General features: G+C 63.4%; 22 protein-coding genes and 1 tRNA gene. 16 read left to right on the forward strand and 7 right to left on the reverse strand.

Translation table 11 applies throughout. The features are described 5' to 3' along the window. Window positions 1-17: 17 nt before the first annotated feature. From CLAM6_RS14725 to CLAM6_RS14740, 4 genes are all read right to left on the reverse strand, one after another. On the reverse strand, window positions 18-2,174 hold the full coding sequence (locus tag CLAM6_RS14725; protein ID WP_153636507.1) for a transglutaminase TgpA family protein: 2,157 nt from the start codon (window positions 2,172-2,174) through the stop codon (window positions 18-20). Beyond that, window positions 2,171-3,190 carry a DUF58 domain-containing protein gene (locus CLAM6_RS14730; protein WP_153636508.1) on the reverse strand — a complete coding sequence of 340 codons (1,020 nt, stop codon included), beginning with the start codon at window positions 3,188-3,190 and terminating at the stop codon, window positions 2,171-2,173. Before CLAM6_RS14730 ends, CLAM6_RS14725 begins: the two co-directional genes overlap by 4 nt. Then, a complete protein-coding gene (locus tag CLAM6_RS14735) occupies window positions 3,187-4,116 on the reverse strand; it encodes an AAA family ATPase (RefSeq protein ID WP_153636509.1) in 930 nt (309 codons plus the stop codon). The genes CLAM6_RS14730 and CLAM6_RS14735 overlap by 4 nt, the downstream gene beginning before the upstream one ends. A 118-nt stretch (window positions 4,117-4,234) precedes the next feature. Next, window positions 4,235-4,747 carry an NUDIX hydrolase gene (locus CLAM6_RS14740; RefSeq protein WP_225347259.1) on the reverse strand — a complete coding sequence of 171 codons (513 nt, stop codon included), beginning with the start codon at window positions 4,745-4,747 and terminating at the stop codon, window positions 4,235-4,237. A 311-nt stretch (window positions 4,748-5,058) separates the two neighbouring features. Between CLAM6_RS14740 and CLAM6_RS14745 the strand changes: the two genes are divergently transcribed. Next, entirely contained in the window at window positions 5,059-5,610 is a 552-nt protein-coding gene (locus CLAM6_RS14745) for a copper chaperone PCu(A)C (protein WP_153636510.1), read from the forward strand. Between the two features lie 148 nt (window positions 5,611-5,758). On the opposite strand, the gene CLAM6_RS14750 is transcribed toward CLAM6_RS14745, so the two are convergent. Beyond that, the gene (locus CLAM6_RS14750; protein WP_153636980.1) at window positions 5,759-6,370 is read right to left on the reverse strand and encodes a LysE family translocator; all 612 of its coding nucleotides are present in this window, start codon (window positions 6,368-6,370) and stop codon (window positions 5,759-5,761) included. Window positions 6,371-7,313: 943 nt separating this feature from the next. On the opposite strand from CLAM6_RS14750, the gene CLAM6_RS14755 reads away from it, so the two are divergent. Then, window positions 7,314-7,559, forward strand: a complete 246-nt coding sequence (locus CLAM6_RS14755) for a hypothetical protein (RefSeq protein WP_153636511.1) — start codon at window positions 7,314-7,316, stop codon at window positions 7,557-7,559. A 259-nt stretch (window positions 7,560-7,818) separates the two neighbouring features. Here CLAM6_RS14755 and CLAM6_RS14760 read toward each other — a convergent pair. Further along, window positions 7,819-7,904, reverse strand: a tRNA-Leu gene (locus tag CLAM6_RS14760). Between the two features lie 407 nt (window positions 7,905-8,311). Between CLAM6_RS14760 and queA the strand changes: the two genes are divergently transcribed. The 5 genes from queA to secF all read left to right on the forward strand — a co-directional run bounded on the left by queA (window position 8,312) and on the right by secF (window position 13,924). Next, on the forward strand, window positions 8,312-9,343 hold the full coding sequence (gene queA / locus CLAM6_RS14765) for a tRNA preQ1(34) S-adenosylmethionine ribosyltransferase-isomerase QueA (RefSeq protein ID WP_107336757.1): 1,032 nt from the start codon (window positions 8,312-8,314) through the stop codon (window positions 9,341-9,343). A 157-nt stretch (window positions 9,344-9,500) separates the two neighbouring features. Beyond that, window positions 9,501-10,619 (forward strand): tRNA guanosine(34) transglycosylase Tgt, encoded by a 1,119-nt coding sequence (tgt, locus tag CLAM6_RS14770; RefSeq protein WP_054556871.1) that lies wholly within the window; start codon window positions 9,501-9,503, stop codon window positions 10,617-10,619. Window positions 10,620-10,749: 130 nt separating this feature from the next. Next, window positions 10,750-11,085, forward strand: a complete 336-nt coding sequence (gene yajC, locus CLAM6_RS14775; RefSeq protein ID WP_153636512.1) for a preprotein translocase subunit YajC — start codon at window positions 10,750-10,752, stop codon at window positions 11,083-11,085. Between the two features lie 70 nt (window positions 11,086-11,155). Continuing rightward, window positions 11,156-13,006, forward strand: coding sequence for a protein translocase subunit SecD (gene secD, locus CLAM6_RS14780; RefSeq protein ID WP_054556870.1), 1,851 nt, complete (start codon window positions 11,156-11,158; stop codon window positions 13,004-13,006). A 12-nt stretch (window positions 13,007-13,018) separates the two neighbouring features. After that, complete coding sequence (gene secF, locus CLAM6_RS14785) at window positions 13,019-13,924, forward strand: protein translocase subunit SecF (protein ID WP_153636513.1); 906 nt, start codon at window positions 13,019-13,021, stop codon at window positions 13,922-13,924. A 141-nt stretch (window positions 13,925-14,065) separates the two neighbouring features. Here the strand turns inward: secF and CLAM6_RS14790 are convergent, their stop codons facing one another. Further along, window positions 14,066-14,860: an inositol monophosphatase family protein gene (locus CLAM6_RS14790; RefSeq protein ID WP_153636514.1), complete on the reverse strand. Its 795-nt coding sequence runs from the start codon at window positions 14,858-14,860 to the stop codon at window positions 14,066-14,068. A 505-nt stretch (window positions 14,861-15,365) separates the two neighbouring features. On the opposite strand from CLAM6_RS14790, the gene CLAM6_RS14795 reads away from it, so the two are divergent. The 9 genes from CLAM6_RS14795 (at window position 15,366) to CLAM6_RS14835 (ending at window position 24,043) form a co-directional block, all read left to right on the forward strand. Further along, on the forward strand, window positions 15,366-16,163 hold the full coding sequence (locus CLAM6_RS14795; protein WP_153636515.1) for an RNA methyltransferase: 798 nt from the start codon (window positions 15,366-15,368) through the stop codon (window positions 16,161-16,163). A 9-nt stretch (window positions 16,164-16,172) separates the two neighbouring features. Continuing rightward, window positions 16,173-17,132, forward strand: coding sequence for a serine O-acetyltransferase (gene cysE, locus CLAM6_RS14800; RefSeq protein ID WP_153636516.1), 960 nt, complete (start codon window positions 16,173-16,175; stop codon window positions 17,130-17,132). A gap of 142 nt (window positions 17,133-17,274) precedes the next feature. Then, the gene (locus CLAM6_RS14805; RefSeq protein WP_043333815.1) at window positions 17,275-17,748 is read left to right on the forward strand and encodes a Fe-S cluster assembly transcription factor; all 474 of its coding nucleotides are present in this window, start codon (window positions 17,275-17,277) and stop codon (window positions 17,746-17,748) included. 125 nt (window positions 17,749-17,873) lie between these two features. Further along, window positions 17,874-19,022 carry an aminotransferase class V-fold PLP-dependent enzyme gene (locus CLAM6_RS14810; RefSeq protein WP_153636517.1) on the forward strand — a complete coding sequence of 383 codons (1,149 nt, stop codon included), beginning with the start codon at window positions 17,874-17,876 and terminating at the stop codon, window positions 19,020-19,022. A gap of 15 nt (window positions 19,023-19,037) precedes the next feature. After that, complete coding sequence (locus CLAM6_RS14815) at window positions 19,038-19,364, forward strand: HesB/IscA family protein (protein ID WP_043333813.1); 327 nt, start codon at window positions 19,038-19,040, stop codon at window positions 19,362-19,364. A gap of 297 nt (window positions 19,365-19,661) precedes the next feature. Next, on the forward strand, window positions 19,662-20,087 hold the full coding sequence (gene ndk, locus CLAM6_RS14820; RefSeq protein WP_043333812.1) for a nucleoside-diphosphate kinase: 426 nt from the start codon (window positions 19,662-19,664) through the stop codon (window positions 20,085-20,087). A 354-nt stretch (window positions 20,088-20,441) separates the two neighbouring features. Continuing rightward, window positions 20,442-21,599, forward strand: a complete 1,158-nt coding sequence (gene rlmN / locus CLAM6_RS14825; protein ID WP_153636518.1) for a 23S rRNA (adenine(2503)-C(2))-methyltransferase RlmN — start codon at window positions 20,442-20,444, stop codon at window positions 21,597-21,599. A gap of 131 nt (window positions 21,600-21,730) precedes the next feature. Beyond that, window positions 21,731-22,669, forward strand: a complete 939-nt coding sequence (pilW, locus tag CLAM6_RS14830) for a type IV pilus biogenesis/stability protein PilW (RefSeq protein WP_172978722.1) — start codon at window positions 21,731-21,733, stop codon at window positions 22,667-22,669. Window positions 22,670-23,005: 336 nt separating this feature from the next. Further along, entirely contained in the window at window positions 23,006-24,043 is a 1,038-nt protein-coding gene (locus tag CLAM6_RS14835; protein WP_153636520.1) for a RodZ domain-containing protein, read from the forward strand. Window position 24,044: the final 1 nt, after the last annotated feature.

Consider the following 24,044-nt stretch of genomic DNA (forward strand, 5'->3'; position numbering starts at 1 on the left):
AACTTCGTCATTTCGGTTTAGCGAATCTTGCGAGACTCCACAGACCACTGGCGCCGGATATTACGCAAGGGTCGTGATTGATCATGAGAGCTCGCTAATACCGTAGCATCGTTGTATAGCCATTGTTCAATCAAATCTGCCAAATGTAACAATACTCTTACATTTTGCGGCTGCTGTTGGGCAATACGCCGCAAGTGGCTGCCGGGAGCCTCGCCAACGTGGGGGCCATGGCCCGTACGCTCCAGCCGCTTCACCAATCTGCGGTAGGCTCGCACACCTGCGTGCGCTGACACCTCACGGCCCGACCACAACACCAGTGCCACGCCTGCCAGCACCACACTGGCCAGCAGCCCTAGCACACCCCAGACAAGCCACTCCCAGCGGAAGTCACCAAACAGTCGCTTCCAGAGATTTCGCTGCTCGTCGAGACGGAACCCCACCACGCTGCGTTGCCAGCGGTATTCGAAACGCTCCCACTGCCGTCTTAGATCACTGAGCAATGAATTATTCAGCGTGAAGGCGCGCAAGCCAGCATCGGCCATGAAGCCCGGCTGCCCCTGCAGACTCAGCGCCCCCTGCGAGATTCGCTCGGGAGCCACCGCCGCGGTGGGATCAAATCGATGCCAGCGACCGGCATAGAACACCTCGACCCAGGCGTGGGCGTCATACTGACGGATGCTCAATTCCTGCGGCCCACCGATGCCATCGCCTTGTGCCTCGCCGCCCAGATAACCCGCGACCATACGCGCCGGCAGTCCGGCAGCGCGCGCCAGAAAAACGCTGGTAGAAGCGTAATGGGTGCAATAGCCCTGCAAGCTGTCGAACAGGAAATCATCGACACGGCTGAGCCCCTCGAGGCGCGGTGGCGTCAGGGTGTAGCGGAAAGGCTGGCGATTGAAATACTGGAAAAGGCGCTGCAGAAAGACCTGAGGATCTCCCCCCGACTCCCGCATCAGATCGCGAGCGAACTCACGGGCACGCGGGTTGCCATCATCGGGCAACAGCTGATCAAGGCGCTGCATCCATTGCGGAGCCGTTGTCGGTGGCGCGCCGGAGGAAGACATCTCCAGCAGCTCGCGGGTATTGAGTGACGCCAGCCCCTCAAGGGTGCCGTCGATCAGGTAACGGGCCTCGCGGCTGGTCGTCAGTGGCGCGCCGAGACTCGGCCGCCAGGGGCGCGGGTCCGGCTCCAGCAGCAGCTCATAGCGATGACGCGCGACTCCCCCCTCCATACGCGTCCCGCGCTGAACGTAGCGCTCGGCCGGCCCGCCCAGTGCCTCCTGAAGACGCTCCGGCGTGGCGCGCGACCAGCGCACGCCATCAAACAGACTCAGGGTATACACACGCCAGTAGCGCTGGGAGGCCGCCGGCAGTCCGTTGTCGAAACGCGCCCGAAACGCCAGGGCATCACTGCGACCCAGGGCGGCGATATCGCCGGGAGAGACACTGTCGGTAAGCCCCGTGGTGGCCTCGTTGAGCTGGGGCACGTTCCACAGCGGCGGCAAGCGGGGAAAGAGCACGAACAAGCCCAGCATCAGCGGCAGGGACAGCCCCATCAGCCAGGCCGTCTCCCGCATGGCCTCGCGACGCTCGCGTGCACCGGCGATCAACACCAGTCCGCCGACCAGCCACGCCGCGGCCATGACCGAGGCCGCCGCCATCAAGGGCCCCTGGTCATGCAGGAAGGCCGCTGCCAGCACCACGAAACCCAGCCCGCAGACCACGCGTCCATCGCGCAGGCTGTCCGTCTCCAGCAGCTTGAGCAGATAGATGCCGACCAGCAGGCCGATCATCGCCTCCAGGCGCAGCATCTGGCCGTATTCGAGAAACAGACCCGCCGCGATCATTGCCACCGCCGCCAGTCGCAACAGGATGCCAGCGCGCGGAACTCGCGCCCGGAGTTGCTGAAAGCGCCACAACGCCGCCAGCAAGGCCGGCAGGGCAAGCCATACCGGCATCCACAGCACATGAAGCGCCAGCACCAGACACTGGCCGATGAACAGATGGCGCAGCTCAAGCCAGCCCAGCGCCTGATCAGGCGTCAGCGGTTTGCGCTGCCACCAGCGTCGTCTGGCGCTGGAGGAAGTAGAAGATGTGCCACGGGAAAGCTCGTCCTTTGAGGAGCGGCCTAGGGAGGCGCGTCCCGGGGAGGCCTTGGCTGTCGACAGGCTCATGCGCTGCCCTCCTGACTCAAGGGACGACTCGCGCCGGCTCGCTCGGCGGCCTCACTGGCCGCCAGCTGGGCGGACCATGGCAACCTGTGCTCGCCGCCGAACAGCGTCAACGCCTCAAGCACTCGACGACGATGCGCCCCGCCACTGGCGATGGCCAATGTCTGGCCCGGCAGTCGCAGACCATAGGTCGCCTGGGCTCCTTCCGCCGCCAGCACGCGTGCCGTGAGCTCCGAGAGTCGCTGCTCCATGTCGCCACGACAGGCCTCGTAATCCAGCCACAGCGAGGGACGCGCAGGTGTCTCGAAGCGCTTGGTGACCAGCTCTCCGCTGCGCCCCCAGTGCTTCCAGGCGATATGCGCTGGCGCGTCGCCCGGCACATAGCGGCGCAGCCCGGCGAAATCGCCCTGCTCTATCTGCTCGAGCGTGCGACGACTGCCCTGCGGGGTGGAGGGAAGCTCTGGCTGTGGATAGACGAGGACCGGCGTGTCGATCGCGACCCAGGCCCACAGGCGCACCAGTCCCAGTGGCCAGCGCGACTCCAGCGTCAGCGTCGGCAATGAGAACTGGCCACGCTGAAAGGCCGCCAGCTCCAGCGGCGCACTGCCTTCGCCGTCATGGATCTCGAGTCGCTGACGCGCCTCTCCCAGTCGCACATCGATGGCATGCGAGCGAGCCCGACCGGTGAGACGCACCATGACGCGCAACGTATTGCCTGCAAACGCCTCGCCGTCGGCGATCAGCTGAACTCGCACGCCCGCCAGATTGCGCCAGCTGCGAAAGATGCTGACCACTGCCACGGCGAACAGCCAGAAGGACAGGCCATGCGCCAGCGAGTTCTCGTAATTGATACCCAGCAGCAGCAGCAGGATCACCAGCACCGCCCAGAACAGCCCAAAGGGCGTCGGCAAGATCATCAAGCGCGCATGATGAAGCGCCTCGCCTCCGCCAATCGACATCTTGCGCAGCATGCGGGCTTTCACGCGCGTCCATGCGCCGGGCTTCGCCACCTGGGTCATGCAGGCACCACCGCCACCTGCCCAAGCAGATGGCGCGCTGCGGCTTCACCTTCGGCAACACTGCCTTCGCTGAGGCGGTGCCCCACGACGGGCGCCCAGACCGCTTGCACATCCTCCGGCAGCACATAGTCACGCCCTGCCAGCAGTGCCCAGCCACGCGCAGCACTAGCCAGCGCCAACACCCCTCGCGTCGAGAGACCATAGGCCACTTCCGGTGAGCTGCGCGTCGCCGCCACCAGCGCCTGCAGATAATCCAGCAGCGGATCAGACAGACGCACACGATCCACGGCGGCCTGCCACTCCTTGAGCACCGAGACGGGCAACAAGGGTCGCAGCGCCTCGATATGCTGACGCCCGGCATTGCCCTTGAGAATCTCGCGCTCGGCTGCGGGTTCCGGATAGCCCAATGACAGCCGCATAAGGAAGCGGTCCAGCTGGGACTCCGGCAGCGGGAAGGTGCCGGATTGCTGGAGCGGATTCTGGGTCGCGATCACGAAGAACGGTTCTGGCAGGCGACGGGTCTCGCCCTCCACCGTCACCTGACGCTCTTCCATCGCCTCCAGCAATGCGCTCTGCGTCTTGGGCGTGGCACGGTTGATCTCATCCGCCAGCACCAGCGAGTGGAATACCGGGCCGGGATGGAAGCGGAAGTTGCCCTCACGCGGGTCGAATACCGAGACGCCGAGAATGTCAGCGGGCAATAGATCGCTGGTGAACTGCACCCGCTGCATGTCCGCTCCGATCAGACGCGCCAGCCCCTGGGCGAGCGTCGTCTTGCCCAGCCCCGGCAAGTCCTCGATCAGGACATGACCACGACACAGCAGACAACAGAGCGCCAGACGGATCTGGCGCGGCTTGCCCGCCAGCACGGTCGACAATGCGGCTTCCACCTCTTCCAGCTGCTGTGGCGATACCTTGGCATTCATGCAAAGACTCCAGAACAAAGTGGGGAGGAGGAGATGCGGCCATCACGATGGGCAGCACACGCCAGATGACGCAGGGCCAGCGACGTTGCTGCGCAGGCTCGACAAGGAAAAGCGAAGATCATCGGCTCAGGCTCTCACTCAGAAAGCCTTCACGAATCAGGCGCTCAAGGGCCATACGGCTATCAGGCGTTGAAGGATGCAACGCAAGCGCATCGGCCGGCGTGACCCAGAAGGCGTCCGCCACTTCTTCAGCCTGAAGCGTCAGCGGGCCATCGTAATGCACCAGATATGCACTGCCGAAGACATGGTTGGTCGCGTCGGTGTAGCAGAAATCGAAACAATGCTTGAGCGGCGCGCCGCGCACGCCGATCTCTTCCTCCAGCTCGCGACGAGCAGCCACCTGCACGGCCTCACCAGCCCCGACAACCCCCCCACTGGCGAGATCGAAATAGCCGGGGAACACTTCCTTGCTCAGGGTACGCTTCTGGATACACAGCTCACCGCGGCCATTGAGCACGAAGGCATAGGTCGCACGGTGCCAATAGCGGTAACGTCGCATCAAGCGACGCGGTGCCGTGCCACAAGGGCGATTCTGCGCATCGACCAGCTGAATGATTTCGTCCTGGATCACCGTTCCCTGTTCCTTGCCTGTCCTTGAATCATTTCGATAGCCATCCGCGACGACCAACACCGCCGGATGGCATCGACCAATGCGTCCCACGGTAGCAGAATGCGACGAAGCTGCCTTCAACTGCGGCCCGGACACCTGCCTTCACACCCGGGCAACAGGTGACGCTCGCATTCGTGCAAATCACCTAAAACAGAACCCTCTGCAATAGCCTCTACACTAGAGGCCATCGACGTCAGAAAACACCACACTGGCATCATGGACCGCTCCCTTGGTCATTCTCTTTACACACCCAGACAGGAGATGCGCACAGCATGAGGCAACCTCGCCAGGGACATGGCGCGCCGCGACGCGCCGGACAGATATCGGCTGGCCTGACCGCCCTTCGCACCATCGCCACCACCGCCAGCAGATGGCTGGCGACGCTAGCCCTGCTCTCCCTTGCCACCATTCACGCCACTGCGCGGGAGCCCCTGTCCGCCATCCCTCATGTCGAGCAAGCCTTTGCGCTACCGACGCCACCGGGTGCCACGACCGGGGCCGCCTACCTGACACTCTCGATCGCAAAGGGCGATGCCGCGCTGACAGGCGCCAGCACGCCGATGGCCGCCACGGTCGAATTGCACAGCATGCAAGTCACGCAAGAGCGCATGCAGATGCACAGAATCGAGCAACTGGCGATTTCCTCTGACGCGCCGCTGACGATGACTCCCGGCGGCGGCCCCCACCTGATGCTGATCGGGCTGACGCAGCCACTCACTGCAGGCGACAAGCTGCCATTGACACTGCATTTCCTGGCGAGACCTGACACGAGCCTTGAGGTCTCGATCAAGGACTACGCCGAGATGATGTCGCTCAGTGAGTAACGCCATCGGTGCACACGCCTCTATCGACAAACACCTCTATCTACAAACGCCTCAACCCGCAAAACGCGCATGCAAAACGGCCCTGACAAAAGGTGCCAGGGCCGTTTTCTCAAGAAGCGCCAGATCCTCACCGGGCTGACAGGCTGTCTCAAAGCCCCCAGACCACCCGCAACGCCAGCCCCAGCAACACCACGCCCGTCAGTCGATTGATCCACATCGCGCGCGCCTGCAACCAGGGCAGCACCCGCGAGTGCGACAGCACCAGTGCCACCAGCACATACCAGAGCCCGTCGATGCCCATGGCCGTCACGACGACCAGCCACTTGCCCATCTCGCTCATCTCCGGCGTGATCAACTGACTGAGCAGCGCCACGAAGAACAGGATCAACTTGGGGTTGGCCAGCGCCACCATGAAACCATCGCGTATCGCCATGGAACGGGACGTCGTGACGGCCTGCGCCTCCAGCGCTCCACCGCGACCTGCCCGCAGCGCCTTGAACCCCAACCAGGCCAGATAGACTGCACCCAGCAGCATGATCACCTGGAAGACCCCCGGGTAATGAACGATCAAGGCGCCGAGCCCCCAGGCAGTCAGCGCGGCGTACAACCCGACTCCCAGCGCATGACTGATACCGGCGGCGACCCCCGCACTCCTCCCGCCGCCCAGGGTATGGCGCAACACCATCGCCAGACTCGGTCCGGGCGACATCGCCCCCATCGCGCATAGCGCAACCAGTGACAACCACAGATTCAGCGGCATCCAATGCATGAAGGTCATTCCATGTTCCAGTCAATTGGTGAAAGCGACACTGCGCCGGCCTCGGACATACACCTGGGGGGGGGATCACCTGATAGTAGCCCGGCGCTCGCGATGGGGCCCGCCCTCCCCATCAGGCGCTGCTCAAGGGATGAGAGCATCGGGCACATACGACTCCCACCAAGTCTTCGGGCAGACGCAGTCGAGTGTATCAAGCGCCGTGCTGATGCGGCAGCAGGCCATATGGACGACCTGGACATGCCCCTCACGATAGATGTCACACAGGCTGGACAGTCCGCCCTCGAAGGCGGCCGTCGTGCATGGATTTATATGAGAACATAATAAAGTACAGAAATTCACACATTTGAAAACTTGTGCAACAAATTAGATGTTGTACAAGTTTATGACAACCAGTAACGTCTCTACCGCTGCTCAGGAAGAGCGGCAGGTTCAGCGTAGTGACAGGCCAAGTGCACAGGAAGTTCAGCCAGGGACAGGCCCTGTCAAAGGATGACGCGCAGGCTTGGGGTCTTCGCTCCTTAGCCAGGAAGATTCGTAAGCCTGAGCGGGTAGGTTTACGAATCTTCATGACTGGCAAGCCTGCGAGCTCAGGGAAAGAGAGCACTACGCTGAATGACACCGAATTCAGTCAGTTTCTGAAAGGTGTACAAGATTCTTGCGGGTCAGTAGCGCCCGATCGCTGCTCAGGAAGAGCGGCAGGTTCAGCGTAGTGACGGGCCAAGTGCACAGGAAGTGCAGCCAGGGACAGGCCCTGTCAGAGGATGACGCGCAAGCATGGGAAGCTTCACTCCCCGGCCAGCAAGATCCATGAGTCTGAGCGGTTGATTCATGGGCCTTGATGTCTGGCAGGTTTGCGAACTCAAGGAAAGAGACCACTACGCTGCACCTCACCAGATTCAGTCAATTGCTGAGAAGGAGAGGAGACATGGAAGGGAAAGCTCAAGCCGCACTGTGTTGTCCGGCATGCTCCGGCCTGAAGATGGAGTATCAGTACCACACCCCATCGGCCGACCACCTGGTGCACTGCCAGGATTGCCATGAATACGTCGGCATGTGGTTTACCCTGCGCCAGGAACTCGCGATCCAGAACACCCGCATTGCACTCCTCGCCCCCTCCCTCGCCAGCAACAGCCTCTATCGACGCGTGAAGAGCGTTCCACATCAGGCGTGAGCCGCCGTCTGGATGCACGAGACACAGGAAAGCCCCGACATTCGTCCGGGGCTTTCCTGTGTCTGGGCCCCTGCCGTCACGTACAGAGCGAAGACAAGCAGCTGCCAGCGCCGTGACAGGCGAAGCGTGAAAAGATAAGAAAGGACAAGTATTCGGGACAGGGGTAGAGACAGACTGAGCGCGAGCGAAGAACCACGAGGAAGATGAATCGGCTGGAGCCAGAAACGCAAAAAGCCGCTCGAAAGCGACTTTTCAATTCTGGTGCCGGTGGTCGGACTCGAACCGACACGCCTATTAAGCGGCGGATTTTGAATCCGCTGCGTCTACCAATTCCGCCACACCGGCAACGGAGCGAAATTATACGGGACATTGCGCCAAGGTCAACGAGTTTTGGCGTCAGATCAGACACATGGAGCGCTTCCTCACACCCCACGCCGCAGTGGGCTGAGGCGTGTCGCCCGCAAACGGGTCTTCGCGTGGACGATGGCATTGGGTATCATGAGCGACCTTTTTCGTCTGCCCAGACAGCCAAGGCCTCGAGAGTGTCGCACCTGACTGCCCCACCCGCAGAAAGGGAGTCATGCGCTCGCGACGAGAGCGTCAGTGTCTCAGGGCGGCATCTCCCCATTGTGCATGTACGCATGCCACGGAGCGCACCACGCGCCTCGTGCTATCAGAGTGTCAGGTTGGCCATGTCACGTATCGATTCCGGTGATGCCTCGGGCGTTGCCACATCTTCCGACGCGCGCCCGATGCAGCGCAGCGATTACGATTTCAGCCTGCCGGATGAGCTGATTGCCCGCTACCCGTCAGAGCAGCGCAGCGATTGCCGTCTGCTGCATCTGGATGGCAAGAGCGGCGAGATCGTGCACCGCCGCTTCCCGGATCTGCTCGAGCAGCTGGAACCCGGCGATGTCGTGGTGTTCAACGACACCCGCGTGATCCCCGCGCGCCTGCATGGTCAGAAAGCCTCCGGCGGCAAGATCGAGATGCTGCTGGAGCGCCCGCTGGATGCCCATCGCGGCCTGGCGCACATCCGCTCCAGCAAGTCGCCCAAGCCGGGTACCGAGCTGATCTTCGAAGGTGGCATCACGGCCGTGGTCGAAGGCCGTCAGGAGGCGCTGTTCGAGCTGCGCTTCCACGGCGAGACGCCGATGATCGAGCTGCTCAATCAGCATGGCCACATGCCGCTGCCGCCTTATATCACTCGGGATGACGAGCTGTCGGATCGCGAGCGCTATCAGACGGTCTATGCCAAGCGCGATGGCGCCGTGGCCGCCCCGACGGCGGGCCTGCACTTCGATGAGCCGATCATGGCCGCCATGGCCGAGAAAGGCATCGAGACCGCCTTCGTCACCCTGCATGTGGGCGCCGGCACCTTCCAGCCGGTACGCGTCGACAGCATTCTCGAGCACCACATGCACAGCGAGTGGATCGAGGTCGGCCAGGAAGCCTGCGACAAGATCGCCCGTGCCCGCGCTGCCGGCCGTCGCGTGGTCGCCGTCGGCACCACCAGCGTGCGCTGCCTCGAGAGCGCCGCCAAGGCCCACGCTGGCGAGCTGGCCCCCTACTCCGGCGACACCGACATCTTCATCTACCCGGGCTACGAATGGCAGGTGGTGGATCTGTTGATCACCAACTTCCATCTGCCGGAATCGACTCTGCTGATGCTGGTCTCGGCCTTCGCCGGCTACGAGCACACCATGGCGGCCTATCAGGCGGCGGTGGAAGAGCGCTACCAGTTCTTCAGCTATGGCGATGCCATGCTGCTGGAACGCGCCTGAATCCCCCCCCTTCTGACATGGCCCCGGCATTCGCCGAGGGCCGTGTCATGCGCAGTTAACGCGCCCCGCGCTATGCTGCGGCATAGTGGCATCGACACACCAGCTGCGGCCTGTTTCGCCGCCAAGCAAAGAGAGCACCATGCGTAAAGAATGCTTCATGAGCTTTGAAAAGCTCGCGACCGATGGCCGTGCACGTCGTGGCCGCATGACCTTCCCCCGCGGCACCGTGGAAACCCCGGCCTTCATGCCGGTGGGCACCTACGGCACCGTCAAGGGCATGACGCCGGAGTCCATCAAGGACATCGGCGCCGAGATCATCCTCGGCAACACCTTCCACCTGTGGCTGCGCCCGGGCACGGAAGTCATCGAAGCGCATGGCGATCTGCATGACTTCGCGCAGTGGGACAAGCCGATCCTGACCGATTCCGGCGGCTTCCAGGTCTTCTCGCTGGGCAAGACGCGCAAGATCACCGAACAGGGCGTTCACTTCCGCTCACCGGTCGATGGCTCCAAGGTCTTCATGGGCCCGGAAGAATCGATGGCGGTGCAGCGCTCGCTGGGCTCCGATATCGTGATGATCTTCGATGAGTGCACGCCGTACCCGGCCACCCATGATGAAGCGCGCAAGTCGATGGAGATGTCCCTGCGCTGGGCGCAGCGCTCCTACGACGCGCATGGCGACTCGCCGTCGGCGCTGTTCGGCATCATCCAGGGCGGCATGTATCCGGATCTGCGCGAGAAGTCCCTCGAGGGCCTCAAGAAGATCGATTTCGACGGCTACGCCATCGGCGGCCTGTCCGTGGGCGAGCCCAAGGACGAGATGATCAAGGTTCTCGACTACCTCCCCGAGTGGATGCCGGAAGACAAGCCGCGCTATCTGATGGGCGTCGGCAAGCCGGAAGACCTGGTCGAGGGCGTGCGGCGTGGCGTCGACATGTTCGATTGCGTGATGCCGACCCGCAACGCGCGCAACGGCCACCTGTTCACGCCGACGGGCACCGTCAAGATCCGCAACGCCGTCCACAAGCGTGACACCTCACCGCTGGACCCGGACTGCGATTGCTACACCTGCACCAATTTCTCGCGCGGCTATCTGCATCACCTTGATCGCTGTGGAGAAATGCTCGGCTCGATGCTCAACACCATCCACAATCTGCGCTACTACCAGACCGTGATGGCTGGTTTGCGCGGTGCAATTGAAGCGGGTACATTGCAGGACTTCGTGGAACAGTTCTATGCCGCGCGCGGCCTGCCGGTGCCGCCGCTGGCCGACTGATCGAGGCGAATGACGACCGGGGGCCAAATCCTCCGGTCGTCTTGATATTCGACTCGAGCCAGACGTGAAGAAGAGCCTGAATCACGCTCATTGCATAACAACAGTTCACTCGTAACCTCTGGAGATACACATGCTGGAATTCCTGATTCCTGCCGCACACGCGGAAGCCGAAGCGGCTGTCGCCGGCGGCGGCGCCATCGGCCAGATCGTCATGCTGGTCGGCTTCGTGGTCATTTTCTATTTCCTGCTCTGGCGTCCGCAGTCCAAGCGCGCCAAGGAACACAAGAACCTGATCAGCAATCTGGCCAAGGGTGACGAAGTCGTCATCGGTGGTGGCCTGGTTGGCCGCATCACCAAGGTCAGCGAGCAGTTCATCACCATGGAGCTGAACGAAGGCAACGAAGTCAACGTGCAGAAATCTGCCGTGGCTGCAGTCCTGCCGAAGGGCACCATCAAGTCCATCTGATCCCTCCTGCTGCCGGCCCCTGTGCCGGCAGCATGCTTTTCTCTCCCGCTCCACCAAGGACAGGGCTGCCATGCTCAACCGCTATCCGCTTTGGAAGTACCTGGTGATCTGCCTGGTACTTGCCGTCGGCGTGATCTACGCATTGCCGAATCTCTACCCCGAAGACCCGGCTGTGCAGATCAGTGCCGCCAGCGGCGCCGAGGCCATCGACCAGCAAGACCTCGATCGCGCCACCAGTGCCCTCGAAAACGCCGGCATCACGCCCAAATCCGGGGAACTCAACGGTTCCACCGGCCTGATTCGCCTTACCAGCAACGACCAGCAGCTGCGCGCCAAGGAACTGATCAGCGAGACGCTCGGCGATGACGCCATCGTCGCGCTGAACCTGGCCGACGCCACGCCGTCGTGGCTGGCCAGCCTCGGTGCCTCACCGATGAAGCTGGGCCTTGACCTGCGTGGCGGTGTCCACTTCCAGCTGGAAGTCGACATGGACGCCGCGGTCAAGCAGCGCCTGGAAGTCAACGCCAGCGCCATCAAGGAAACCCTGCGCGAGGAGCGTATCCGCTACCGCGGCAGCGAAGTCGACGACGGTACCCTGAGCCTGACGTTCTCCGATGAGGAAGACCGTTCGAAGGCGCGCTCACTGATCTCGCGCGACTTCCAGAACTTCGAATACGACGAGCGCGATGTCGAGCGTGGGGCCGTACTGGACCTCACCCTGACCGCCGCCGCCGTCAAGGAGATTCAGGATTACGCGGTCAACCAGAACCTGACCACGATCCGCAATCGCGTCAACGAGCTGGGCGTGTCCGAGCCGCTGGTTCAGCGCCAGGGCCCGAACCGCATCGTGGTCGAGCTGCCGGGCGTGCAGGACACGGCCGCCGCCAAGCGCGTACTGGGTGCCACCGCCAACCTCGAATTCCGTCTGGAAGCGGCCAGCGACACGCCGGCCAGCGAGATGGAGAGCTTCGCGTTCCGCAACCAGCCGAGCCGCACCGCCAACATCATGAAGGACGTGATCATCAGCGGGGACAGCGTCTCCAGCGCCAGCACCAGCTTCGATGAAAGCGGCCGTCCGCAGGTCAACATCAACCTGGACGGAACCGGTGGCTCGATCATGAACCGCGTCACGCGTGCCGCGATCGGCCGCAACATGGCGGTGCTGTTCATCGAGCACAAGACCCGCACGCGCACCGTGATGGAAGACGGCGAGAAGGTCGAGAAGCGCATCCCGTACACCGAGAAGGGGCTGATCAGCCTGGCGACGATCCAGAGTGCACTGGGCAACAGCTTCCGCATCACTGGCCTCGACTCGCCGACGGAAGCCAAGGAGCTGTCGCTGCTGCTGCGTTCCGGCTCACTGGCCGCGCCGATCTACTTCGTGCAGGAACGCACCATCGGCCCGAGCCTCGGTGCCGAGAACATCTCGCGCGGCATCCTGTCCGTCGAGCTGGGCCTGCTGCTGGTCGTGCTGTTCATGCTGGCGCGCTACAAGGCCTTCGGTGTCGTCGCCAACGTGGCCCTGACCGCCAACCTGGCGATCCTGATTGCCGCGATGTCGATGCTGGGCGCCACCCTGACCCTGCCGGGTATCGCCGGTATCGTGCTGACACTGGGCATGGCGGTGGATGCCAACGTGCTGATCTTCGAGCGTATCCGCGAGGAAATGCGCTCCAAGATGCCGCTGCATCAGGCGGTGCACACCGGCTTCGAGCGCGCCTTCACCTCCATCGTCGATGCCAACATCACCACCCTGCTGGTCGCGGTGATCCTGTTCTCCATCGGCAGTGGCCCGGTCAAGGGCTTCGCGGTGACGCTGTCCATCGGCATCCTGACGTCGATGTTCACGGCGATCATGGTCTCGCGCGGCATCATCAATCTTGCCATTGGCGGCAAGACACTCAAGAAACTCTGGATCTGAGGGGCCATCGTGATGCGACAGTTTGACTTCATGAGCAAGCGGCGCGCGGCCTACATCGTCTCCATCGTGCTGACGATCGTGGCCATTGGCGCCCTTGTGATTCATGGCCTGAACCTGGGCCTCGACTTTACCGGCGGCACCCTGGTGGAAGTGAAATACCAGGCGGCACCGGCGCTGGACAGCGTGCGCCAGACACTGGAAGCCGCCGGCTACAAGGATGTCTCGGTCCAGACCTTCGGTGCCAGCAACGAGATTCTGGTGCGTCTGCAGCAGAGCTTCGAAGCCGGCATCGGCAATGACATCGTGGCGCATCTGCAGGCCACCGGTGACAGCGTCAACCTGATCCGCGCCGAGTTCGTCGGCGCCCAGGTCGGTGATCAGCTGCGTGACCAGTCCGGTCTCGGCATGCTGCTCGCCCTGGCCGTGGTGATGGTCTACGTGGCCTTCCGCTTCCAGTACAAGTTCGCCCTCGGCGCACTCATCTCGCTGGGTCACGACGTCATCATCCTGCTGGGCATCTTCGCCCTGTTCGGACTCGACTTCGACCTGACGGTACTGGCCGCGGTGCTGGCCGTGATCGGCTACTCATTGAACGACACCATCATCGTCTACGACCGCATTCGCGAGAACATCCGCAAATCGCGTACCGATGACATGCCGTCGATCTTCAATGACGCCATCAACGCGACGCTGTCACGCACGCTGTCCACCTCCGGCACCACCTTGCTGGTGTTGCTGGCGCTGTACTTCCTCGGCGGTGACATGATCCACAACTTCGCCATCGCACTGATCATCGGTGTGGTCGCGGGGACCTTCTCGTCCATCTACGTGGCAGCGGCGCTGTTGCTGGTGGTCGGCCTGAAGCGTGTGGATCTGATCCCCCCGCCCAAGGAGCAGTTCGAGGACGGCGCGCCGTAAGCGCCTCCGCTCGTTCAGCTCGGCACGGATCGCCAGGCACGGATCGCCAGGCACAAAAAAACCCCACCTCATGCGAGGTGGGGTTTTTTTCGTTCTCCAGACGGCCCCGAGGGCTGTCAGGTCACGTCGTCTTGCAGAGCCTTACAGGTGCGGCTGCATGGTCTGCGCCAGCGCCTTGTACAGACGTGCGCCAGCGGCCATCAGGGTGCCTTCGGCAACCACGACCGGTGTGCCGTCGGCACTGCCTGCCAGCGCGCCACATTCCTTCAGGAACAGGCTGACGATCTCGCTGTCACCGGCATCCAGACCCAGCACATAGACGGCATCGACGCGACCGGAGGCCAGCTCGAGCACGTCCAGCAGCGCACAGCCGCTGGTGCGCAGCATCTCGACCTGCGGGCCGACCTGCTGAACGATGGAGAGGTAGGTCGGCAGGTGACGCGGACGCTGCCAGCTTTCCGGCAGGCCCATCGCCAGACGCGCACCTTCGATGGCGGTGGCGTTGGTCACGCGGATACGGTGACCGGAGTGCTGGGCGCCACGCCCGCGGCTGACGATGTACTCTTCGTCAGTGAACGGTGCGATGACCACGGCGTGCTCGGCACGACCCTTGAACAGGCAGACCACGGACAGCGCGAAGCCGGAGGCCGCGGATGCCAGGTTGGAGTAACCGTGCACCGGCTCGATGCGCCAGTGGTAGTCAGAGCCCTGACCTTCACCATCGCGATGGTCGGTATAACGGCCGGAGAGACCGTGTTGCGGATAACCGCGCTCCAGCTGACGCACGATGTGCGCTTCGGCGCGACGTGCAGTGTCTGCAATGAAGGTGTCGAGATCGTTGTCGCCACGGGCGACTTCGATACGTTCACGAGCACGAACGAACTGCTCTGCGGCACCGCGTGCAGCACGCAGCGCAAATTGGACCATCGGATGCATGATCAAGGCCTTGACGAGTCGGGAGCTGTTAAAGAACGGGTGCCACGGCGCGTGAGACATCAACGCGGCGCAACACGGATCGAGCGAAACTGGGTGCAATCAGATCAGGCGGTCATGTAGCCCGTACAGGAATCCTGATACGGCGCGGGGCGCGCTGCATAGTGCAATGTATGCAGGCTGCCAGCCGCCACAGCACGCGGCGCCAGCGAGGGCGAACACATGTTGCGACATGACGGGACGGCGTAGTCTATCAGAGCTCGGCTCGAGCTGCCATTGCCTGCGACCACCCTCTGCCTGCGCGCCGCCTCCTTGCGCCCTGCCCGCCCGCGCCTCCCTCGCGCCGCTCTTGCCCTCAACACCGGCGGTAAACTGCTCCCTGACGCGGCTTCATGCTAGGATATCGGGTCCTGACGCGCGATTTATCGCTGAGTCTGCGTATGCGGATCACGCACTGCGCCAGCCGCGTCGGCCGACCCGCCCTTCAATTGCTATCCTGGAAGTCCTCATGCTTGAACGTCTGCGCATTGTCCTGATTGGCACCAGCCATCCCGGCAACATTGGTGGTGCAGCCCGCGCCATGCTCAATATGGGCCTGGCCGATCTCGCACTGGTCGCGCCGCGATGTCAGGTGCAATGCCAGGAATCCGCCTCACGCGCCTCGGGTGCCGATGCACTCGTCGCCAGCGCCTCGGTGCACGAGACGCTGGAAGAGGCCGTGGCGGATTGCAGTCTGGTGGTCGGCTGCAGCGCACGTTCGCGCAACCTGCCGTGGCCGATGATCACGCCGCGCGCCTTCGGTGCCACCCTGGCCGATGAAGCCCGCCTGCCGGATGCCCGTGTGGCCATCGTCTTCGGCCGCGAGGATTCCGGGCTCTCCAATGAAGAGCTGCAGCGCTGCCACCGCCACGTGCACATCCCGACCAATCCGGATTTCAGCTCGCTGAATCTGGCCGCGGCGGTGCAGGTGCTGGCCTATGAGTGCCGCCAGGCGTGGCTGGCCGAACAGGAAGCCGCCGGCGAGACGCCGCGTGCCGAGGATGACCAGCCGTTCGGCATCGACTGGGACAGCCCGCTGGCCAGCCATGCCGACCTCGAGCGCCTGTTCGAGCATCTCGAGAAGACACTGATCAGCGTCGACTTCCTCGATCCGGAACAGCCGCGCCAGCTGATGGCACGCCTGCGTCGCCTCTATCTACGCGCGCGTCCGGACAGCATGGAAATCAACATTCTGCGCGGCATTCTTTCCGCGGTGGACAAGCAGGTTCGCCTGGCACAAGCCGACACGGCCAACCGCACTTCCTGAGGACACGCCATGTTCACTCGACTGCGTGAAGACATCGATAGCGTGTTTGCCCGTGATCCGGCAGCGCGCAACTTCTTTGAAGTCCTGACCAACTATCCGGGCCTGCATGCGCTGGTGGCCCATCGCATCAATCACTGGCTATGGCGCCACAACGCCAAATGGCTGGCGCGCACCGGCTCGACCCTGATGCGCTGGCTGACCGGCATCGAGATCCACCCGGGTGCCACCATCGGTCGCCGCTTCTTCATCGACCACGGCATGGGCGTCGTGATCGGCGAGACCGCCCTGATCGGCGATGACGTGACCCTCTATCACGGCGTCACCCTCGGCGGCACCACCTGGAACGCCGGCAAGCGCCACCCGACCCTCGGCGATGGTGTCATCGTCGGTGCCGGCGCCAAGATTCTCGGCCCGTTCACCGTCGGTGCCGGCGCCAAGGTCGGCTCCAATGCCGTGGTCACGCGTGAAGTGCCTGCCGGCGCCACCGTCGTCGGCATTCCCGGCAAGATCGTCAAGCGCGCCGAGCCGGATGTGGCAGAGGAGCCGTCGGTCGACCCGGAAAGCCGCGAGGCCATGAAGGAGAAGTTCGGCTTCGATGCCTACGGCATGGGCCAGGACATGCCCGATCCGGTCGCGCGCTCCATGCACGCGATGCTCGATCACATGCATGCCGTGGACAAGCGCATCGAACAGATGTGCGGCACGCTGCGCAAGCTGGATGCCAGCTATCGCGCCGGGCACCTGCCCGAGCTCGACGACGCTGACTTCGCCCAGCTGATCGATGAACTGGGGCCCTGCGGCGGCGAGACCACCGTCGCTGACGTGGCCGCGGCCCAGGGCAGTACCTCACCCAAGGCCCGGGCAGCCTCCAGTTCCGAGCAGACCTCGCCCCAGCAGGCACCGACTGAGCAGCCGCCGACCGAGCAGGCAAGCGATACGCAGGAGCCCGCTGAACGTCAGCATGGCTAAAGTTGACCAATTCAGTCGGGATTGACCCCGCCAGACCACCCCACCATAATGGGGCGCATTGATACGCCGTCTCGCCAGAGGCGGCGACTACGCCCGGCCTCGTCCTCAACGTCGCAGGCTCCATCTGCTCACGGACTCTGTCATGCGCCTGACCACCAAGGGACGCTACGCCGTCACCGCGATGCTCGATCTGGCCCTGCATGCCAGTTGCGGCCCGACCTGTCTGGCCGATATTTCCGTACGCCAGGGCATCTCGCTGTCGTATCTCGAGCAACTGTTTGCGCGTCTGCGGCGTGCAGGTCTGGTCAAGAGCGTGCGTGGCCCCGGTGGCGGTTATCTGCTGGATACCGAACTCGAGACCACCTCGGTGGCGTGCATCATCGACGCCGTCAACGAGTCAGTCGATGCCACACGCTGTCAGGGAATGTCGGACTGTCAGGCCGGTGATACCTGCCTGACGCACCATCTGTGGTGTGATCTGTCCGACGAGATCCACGGCTTTCTCGACGGCATCAGCCTGGCCGACCTGGTCGCGCGCGAAGAGATTCGCCAGATCGCCAGTCGTCAGCGCAAGGCGTGCGAGCCGACACCGATCACCGTCATGCAAGGCAGCTGAGCGGCGTTTGCCAGCCAGGCTGAGCACGGCCAGCCGAGGCGATGCTCGCCGCGCCCCATCGCCTTCGAGATCGCCTTCATCACGTTCACCGTCATCACTGTCTGTCGTGTCTTCAGGAAGTCACCATGTCCCAGCCGATCTACCTTGACTATGCCGCCACCACGCCCGTCGACCCACGCGTCGCCGAGCTGATGATGCGTCACCTGACGCAGGACGGCACCTTCGCCAATCCGGCCTCGCGCAGTCACATGCCGGGCTGGCTGGCCGAGCAGGCCGTCGAGGGCGCGCGTCGTCAGGTCGCCGAACTGATCGGTGCCGACCCGCGTGAGATCGTCTGGACCAGCGGTGCCACCGAAGCCGACAACCTGGCGCTGACCGGCTACATGCGTGCCAATGCCGCGCGTGGCCGCCATCTGATCACCTCGACCATCGAGCACAAGGCGATTCTGGATACCGCCAGTGCACTGGAAGCGGAAGGCTTCGAGGTCACTCGCATCGCGCCGCAGCCTGACGGCCGCATCAGCCCTGACAGCCTGCGCGACGCCCTGCGCAGCGACACCATCCTGGTATCGCTGATGGCGGTGAACAACGAGCTGGGCAGCCTGAATGACCTGGATGCGCTGGGCGACATCGCCCACTCGCATGGCGCGGCCTTCCATGTCGATGCCGCCCAGGCCCCCGGCAAGGTGCAGATCGATGTCAGCCGTCAGCCCATCGACATGCTGTCACTGTCCGCCCACAAGGCCTACGGCCCCAAGGGCATCGGCGCGCTGTACGTGCGTCGCCAGCCGCAGATCAAGGTCGATGCCCTGATCCACGGCGGTGGCCATGAGCGCGGCATGCGTTCCGGCACCCTGCCGACCCATCAGATCGTCGGCATGGGCGAGGCCTACCGCCTGAGCGCCGAGCAGTTCGACGCCGATCACCAGCACCTCGTCGCGCTGCGTGATCAGTTCGTCACCGGGCTTGCCGGCCTTGAAGGCGTGCACTTCAATACCGATATAGAGGTCAGCGCGCCCAACATCGTCAATCTCGCCTTCGAGGGCGTGGATGGCGAGGCGATGCTGATGGCGCTGCGCGGCATCGCGATTTCCACCGGCTCGGCCTGCAATTCCGCCAGTGTCGAACCGTCGTTCGTCCTCACCGGCATCGGGGTGCCCCGTCCGCTGGCGCTGGCATCACTGCGCTTCAGCTTCGGTCGTTTCACCACCGCTGCCGACATCGAATCCGCGCTCGGCGAACTCAGGCATGCCCTGACGTCGCTGCGCGCCTGACCCGGGAGACTGCTCATGGCACATCTGTCGATTTCCTCCTCCGCCGCCGACCAGATCCGCGTCGTGCTGGCCGAGCGCGGCCACGGCCTTGGCCTGCGTGTCTCGGTCAAGCCCAGCGGCTGCTCCGGCTACAGCTACGTGCTCGACTTCGCTGACGAGGTCAACGAGGAAGACGCCGTCTTCGTCGATCACGGCGCCACCGTCTATGTCGACACCGAAGCCCTCACCGTGCTCGACGGCTCCGAAGTGGACTACGTCAAGGACGGCCTGAACCGCTACTTCCGCTTCAACAACCCCAACGTCAAGGACGAGTGTGGTTGTGGCGAGAGCTTCAGCGTCTAGGCCAGTCTTCAGCGTCTAGGCCAGGCTTCAGCGTCTGAGACTGGCTTCAGCTTGTAAACAGAGCTTCAGCGTCCAGGCCAGGCACAACGTCCGAGCCGACCCTCAGCGCCTCGCCAGCCCATGCCGACGAGGCGCTTGCCATCTGCGCGTCATGCGACTCAGGCATGATGGATGCAGCCGGTGGCACTTGCCGCTATAATGCCGCCCACTTTTGTCGCGCGCATGCCGACAGAGCCCGTTTTCCGCCGTTCGGCATCTGCCGTGCGGCTCTTCAAAGCTTGTCTCAGGAGATTCACCATGACTCAGCGTACTCTGTCCATCATCAAGCCGGATGCCGTTGCCAAGAACGTGATCGGCGAAATCTACTCTCGCTTCGAGAAGGCCGGTCTGCAGATCGTCGCTTCCAAGATGGTTCACCTGTCCAAGGAACAGGCCGAAGGCTTCTACGCTGAGCACAGCGAACGTGGCTTCTTCGGTGAGCTGGTCGGCTTCATGACTTCCGGCCCGGTCATGATCCAGGTGCTGGAAGGCGAAGACGCCATCACCAAGAACCGCGACCTGATGGGCGCTACCAACCCGAAGGAAGCAGAAGCCGGCACCATCCGTGCAGACTTCGCCACTTCCATCGACGCCAATGCCGTTCACGGTTCTGACGCGCCGGAATCTGCTGCTCGCGAAATCGCCTACTTCTTCGGCGACAACGAAATCTGCCCGCGCGGTTGATTTCGCCTTGTACGACTGAGAAGCCCGGCCCTTCGGGGCACGCGTCTCCCAGCCGTGCATGACACGACGGCCCTGCCTGCGAGGCGGGGCCGTCGTGGTATCGGACGTGCTGAAGCGTCGCGCGACAGCATGCACCCCCTGAAGCAGATTCGACGCTTGAGCAGGTCCGATACGCTTTTCTGAAAGCCGCTGCAGCGCCCTCTCCCCACGCCATGTGACGCCCACGCGCACTGCGCTGATGATGAGAGCCTCTTGAGGTCTGCGAGCCATCGCCACCTCCGCTGACAGCGTCGCCCTGCAGACGTCTATCCTTTGTGTAACGCCTGCCCATCCCTGACACGACCGGCCCATACCATGACTGATACCACTGCAACTGCCCCCGATGCCGCGGCCCCTGCCGCCGTCAAGCTCACCAACCTGCTGGGCCTGCCGCGCCCGGCGATGGAAGCCTTCTTCGAGAGCATCGGCGAGAAGAAATTCCGCGCCACCCAGGTGATGAAATGGATTCACCAGGAAGGCGTCGACAGCTTCGACGAGATGACCAACCTCGCCAAGCCGCTGCGCGAACGCCTCAAGCAGGTCGCCGAGATCCGTGCGCCGGGCATCGTCTATGAAGGCGAGTCCAAGGACGGCACCCGCAAGTGGGTACTGGAAGTCAGCGATGGCAGCTATGTCGAGACCGTGCTGATCCCGTCCGAGAACGGCAACCGTCGCACCCTGTGCGTGTCTTCCCAGGTCGGTTGCTCCCTGGACTGCAGCTTCTGCTCCACCGGCAAGCAGGGCTTCGAGCGTGACCTGACCGCCGCCGAGATCATCGGCCAGGTGTGGGTCGCCACCCGTGGCGCCGAAGACCGCAAGGACACCCGCAAGCGTCCGGTCACCAACGTGGTGATGATGGGCATGGGCGAACCGCTGATGAACTACGACAACGTCGTGCCGGCGATGAAGCTGATGCTGGACGACAACGCCTATGGCCTGTCCAAGCGTCGCGTCACCCTCTCCACCTCCGGTGTGGTGCCCAAGCTGGACCAGCTCGGCGACGAGATGGACGTCAGCCTGGCGATCTCGCTGCACGCGGCCAACGATGAACTGCGCAACGTGCTGGTGCCGATCAACCGCAAGTGGAACATCCGCGCGCTGCTCGACTCCTGCCATCGCTACCTGGCCAAGTGTGACGACGCGCGTATCGTCACCATCGAGTACACCCTGATCAAGGACGTCAACGACCAGATCCAGCACGCCGAGGAACTGGCCGCGCTGCTCGACGAGCTGCCGTGCAAGATCAACCTGATCCCGTTCAACCCGTTCCCGCATTCCGGTTACGAGAAGCCGTCACGCAACCAGGTGATGCGCTTCCAGCAGCGTCTCTATGAGCTGGGCTACACCGCACCGGTGCGCGCGACACGTGGCGATGACATCGACGCCGCCTGTGGTCAGCTGGTCGGTCAGGTCAAGGACCGCACCCGTCGCGCCGAGCGTTACATCAACGCCATCCAGCTCGACGCCGACTGAGCGGCTGCCAGCCCTGACCTGACGCTATCGCCATAGCCACGCGCCGCCCTGCCACCTTGACTTGTGGCAGGTGCGGCGCTTTGATGGGGGCGCTTTTGTTGCCTGCCGCGACCCTCGCCCGCAGGCACATCATGAGCCTTCATTCACGCGAGGATTGCATGCCGAGTCGTCTGCCCCGTCATCGCACCAATGAGCATGACCCTGTCGCCCATCACTCTGTCGCACAGGGCACTGTCGCCCATGGCACTGTCACACAGGGCCCCTGCCAGCATGATTCCCACACCCGCACCGCTGCTCGCGGCATCACTCGCCGCACCAGAGCCCTGCTGCTGTGCCTCGGATTTGCCGGCCTGACCCTCGCAGGCTGCGCGACACGCGTGGAAACCAACGACCCCTACGCCCCACCGGATGACAACAAGGCTTCGAACGCCTACGTGGAACTCGGAGAGGCCTATCTGAGTCGTAATCAGCTGCAACGCGCCGACAGCGCCTTCCAGAAGGCACTCAAGCTGCAGAGCAGCAATGCCGAGGCCAAGGCCGGGCTGGCGATGATCTATCAGCGCCAGGGTGAGAACGTGCTCGCCGATGACTATTTCAATCAGGCCATTTCCAGCGATCCGTCCTTTACCCGTGCGCGCAACAACTACGCGGCCTTTCTCTACTCTCGCGGTGAATACGTCGAGGCCTGTCGGCAACTCGAGATCGCGGCGGAAGACCTGACCTACGACAATCGTGGCCAGCTCTATACCAATCTGGGGCGCTGTCAGTTGCAGCTGGGCAAGACCAGCGAGGCCGCGAAGAGTTTCGAGCGCGCCGTCAAGATCAACCCGCGTGAGTCAGAGGCCTGGTTGGCGGTGGCACGCATGTCGCATGACGCCGGCGACAATGACGCCGCCCAGTCGGCACTGAGCCGCTACTTCCGTCTGGCAGGCACCGATAGCGACAGTCTCGCCCTGGCCGTCGATGTGGCCACGGCTCGCGGCGACAGCCGTCTGGCAGATCTCTACAGCCGCCAGCTGGAGCAGGTCATGACACGGGAATCCGGTCGCGCGGTGATTCGCACTCCCTGAGCGAGGCGCAACGACGCCGCTGATGGCGCCACCTCACGGGCGGGGTCGCTGCAAGCAGGACCGAGAAGACCGAAATGCCGGTGAAAATCTCGGCGCGGGCTTGGTATAGTGCCGACGCGGACGAACGTGTGTTCGTGCGCGTCGATTGGCATGGGAGGTCATCGCTTTTCACGCTGCTCACTCGCATGATGATCGACGAGTCGTGCAGCACCCGGCCAATCGCGCGACAGCATCAGTCAGCATGCTCCAGCATCAGTGTCAGGAGCAGTTCCCGCAGTACCGGAAGAGCGCCCGGATGTGCGTTCGGTAGACAGTTTTTCCTTACAAGGATGCGCCATGAGCGAACATCAACCCGCCCCTGATCAGCACGCCAGTGATGCACTACCTGGCACGCGCCTCAAGCTGGAGCGCGAGCATCAGGGGTTGTCGCGTGATGAGGTGGCGACACAGCTCAACCTGCGCCCCAGCCTGGTCGATGACCTGGAACGCGACCACTACGACCAGATTCCCATCGCCGCGTACCGTCGCGGCTATCTGCGTGCCTATGCCCGCCTGCTGGGCATGGACGAGAAGGCGATCGTCGGGCAGTACAATGCCCAGTTCGGCACCACCGAAGCCGAGCGCTACACCCCCAGTTCCACGCCGTCGGTGCGCCCGCCGGGCAAGATGGGCAAGTATCTGTTCCGCCTCGTCAGCCTGCTGGTCATCGCCGGTCTGATCGGTCTCAGCTACGTGTGGTGGCAGAGTGGCGACTATGGCCGCACCTCGCCGGCGGAAACCTCCGCCCTCGAAGGTGGCAGCGATGCGGACAGCGCCGCACCGGTCGTGAACGCCGATGGCTCCATCGAGCTTTCGCTCTCGCAGTCCTCTGCCAGTGAAGCGGCGCCGTTCTCCACTGCCACCGGTGATGCGTCTGCCGTCGAGACAGGAGCATCTTCCGAGACGACAGCGCAGAGTGCTGACGCGCTCGATACAGGCGCAACCGCAGCCACGCCGGGCGCTGCAGAGACTGGCACATCAGCGTCTGGCGCTGCCACGGATAGCGCCGCTGCCACTGACGTGAATGCTGTCGCCGATGCCAGTGCCGACACCACACAAGAGAGCGCAGCAGAAGAAGCTGCGCCGGCGGCAGACCCGCGCAAGCTCGAATTGACGTTCAACATCAATTCCTGGACCGACATTCGTGATGCCGATGGCAAGCGCCTGCTGCGCGGCAACAACGAGGCCGGCACCAGCACGACGCTGGAAGGCGAGCCGCCCTTCAAGCTGACCATCGGCAATGCCTCTGGCGTCGAATTGCGTTACATGAATGAAGCGGTCGACCTCACGCGCGTCACGCGCGGCAGTGTCGCCAAACTTACCCTCGGTGAATGAT

It is taken from the genome of Cobetia sp. AM6, from assembly GCF_009617955.1.
In the GTDB taxonomy this organism is placed as follows: Bacteria; Pseudomonadota; Gammaproteobacteria; order Pseudomonadales; family Halomonadaceae; genus Cobetia; species Cobetia amphilecti.

Bases quoted from the DNA above. Each gene is read 5' to 3' on its own strand.
- CLAM6_RS14725 (WP_153636507.1), bottom strand. From the start codon at position 2,174: ATGAGCCTGTCGACAGCCAAGGCCTCCCCGGGACGCGCCTCCCTAGGC.
- CLAM6_RS14730 (WP_153636508.1), bottom strand. From the start codon at position 3,190: ATGACCCAGGTGGCGAAGCCCGGCGCATGGACGCGCGTGAAAGCCCGC.
- CLAM6_RS14735 (WP_153636509.1), bottom strand. From the start codon at position 4,116: ATGAATGCCAAGGTATCGCCACAGCAGCTGGAAGAGGTGGAAGCCGCA.
- CLAM6_RS14745 (WP_153636510.1), top strand. From the start codon at position 5,059: ATGAGGCAACCTCGCCAGGGACATGGCGCGCCGCGACGCGCCGGACAG.
- CLAM6_RS14750 (WP_153636980.1), bottom strand. From the start codon at position 6,370: ATGCCGCTGAATCTGTGGTTGTCACTGGTTGCGCTATGCGCGATGGGG.
- CLAM6_RS14755 (WP_153636511.1), top strand. From the start codon at position 7,314: ATGGAAGGGAAAGCTCAAGCCGCACTGTGTTGTCCGGCATGCTCCGGC.
- queA (WP_107336757.1), top strand. From the start codon at position 8,312: ATGCAGCGCAGCGATTACGATTTCAGCCTGCCGGATGAGCTGATTGCC.
- tgt (WP_054556871.1), top strand. From the start codon at position 9,501: ATGAGCTTTGAAAAGCTCGCGACCGATGGCCGTGCACGTCGTGGCCGC.
- yajC (WP_153636512.1), top strand. From the start codon at position 10,750: ATGCTGGAATTCCTGATTCCTGCCGCACACGCGGAAGCCGAAGCGGCT.
- secD (WP_054556870.1), top strand. From the start codon at position 11,156: ATGCTCAACCGCTATCCGCTTTGGAAGTACCTGGTGATCTGCCTGGTA.
- secF (WP_153636513.1), top strand. From the start codon at position 13,019: ATGCGACAGTTTGACTTCATGAGCAAGCGGCGCGCGGCCTACATCGTC.
- CLAM6_RS14790 (WP_153636514.1), bottom strand. From the start codon at position 14,860: ATGCATCCGATGGTCCAATTTGCGCTGCGTGCTGCACGCGGTGCCGCA.
- CLAM6_RS14795 (WP_153636515.1), top strand. From the start codon at position 15,366: ATGCTTGAACGTCTGCGCATTGTCCTGATTGGCACCAGCCATCCCGGC.
- cysE (WP_153636516.1), top strand. From the start codon at position 16,173: ATGTTCACTCGACTGCGTGAAGACATCGATAGCGTGTTTGCCCGTGAT.
- CLAM6_RS14805 (WP_043333815.1), top strand. From the start codon at position 17,275: ATGCGCCTGACCACCAAGGGACGCTACGCCGTCACCGCGATGCTCGAT.
- CLAM6_RS14810 (WP_153636517.1), top strand. From the start codon at position 17,874: ATGTCCCAGCCGATCTACCTTGACTATGCCGCCACCACGCCCGTCGAC.
- CLAM6_RS14815 (WP_043333813.1), top strand. From the start codon at position 19,038: ATGGCACATCTGTCGATTTCCTCCTCCGCCGCCGACCAGATCCGCGTC.
- ndk (WP_043333812.1), top strand. From the start codon at position 19,662: ATGACTCAGCGTACTCTGTCCATCATCAAGCCGGATGCCGTTGCCAAG.
- rlmN (WP_153636518.1), top strand. From the start codon at position 20,442: ATGACTGATACCACTGCAACTGCCCCCGATGCCGCGGCCCCTGCCGCC.
- pilW (WP_172978722.1), top strand. From the start codon at position 21,731: ATGAGCCTTCATTCACGCGAGGATTGCATGCCGAGTCGTCTGCCCCGT.
- CLAM6_RS14835 (WP_153636520.1), top strand. From the start codon at position 23,006: ATGAGCGAACATCAACCCGCCCCTGATCAGCACGCCAGTGATGCACTA.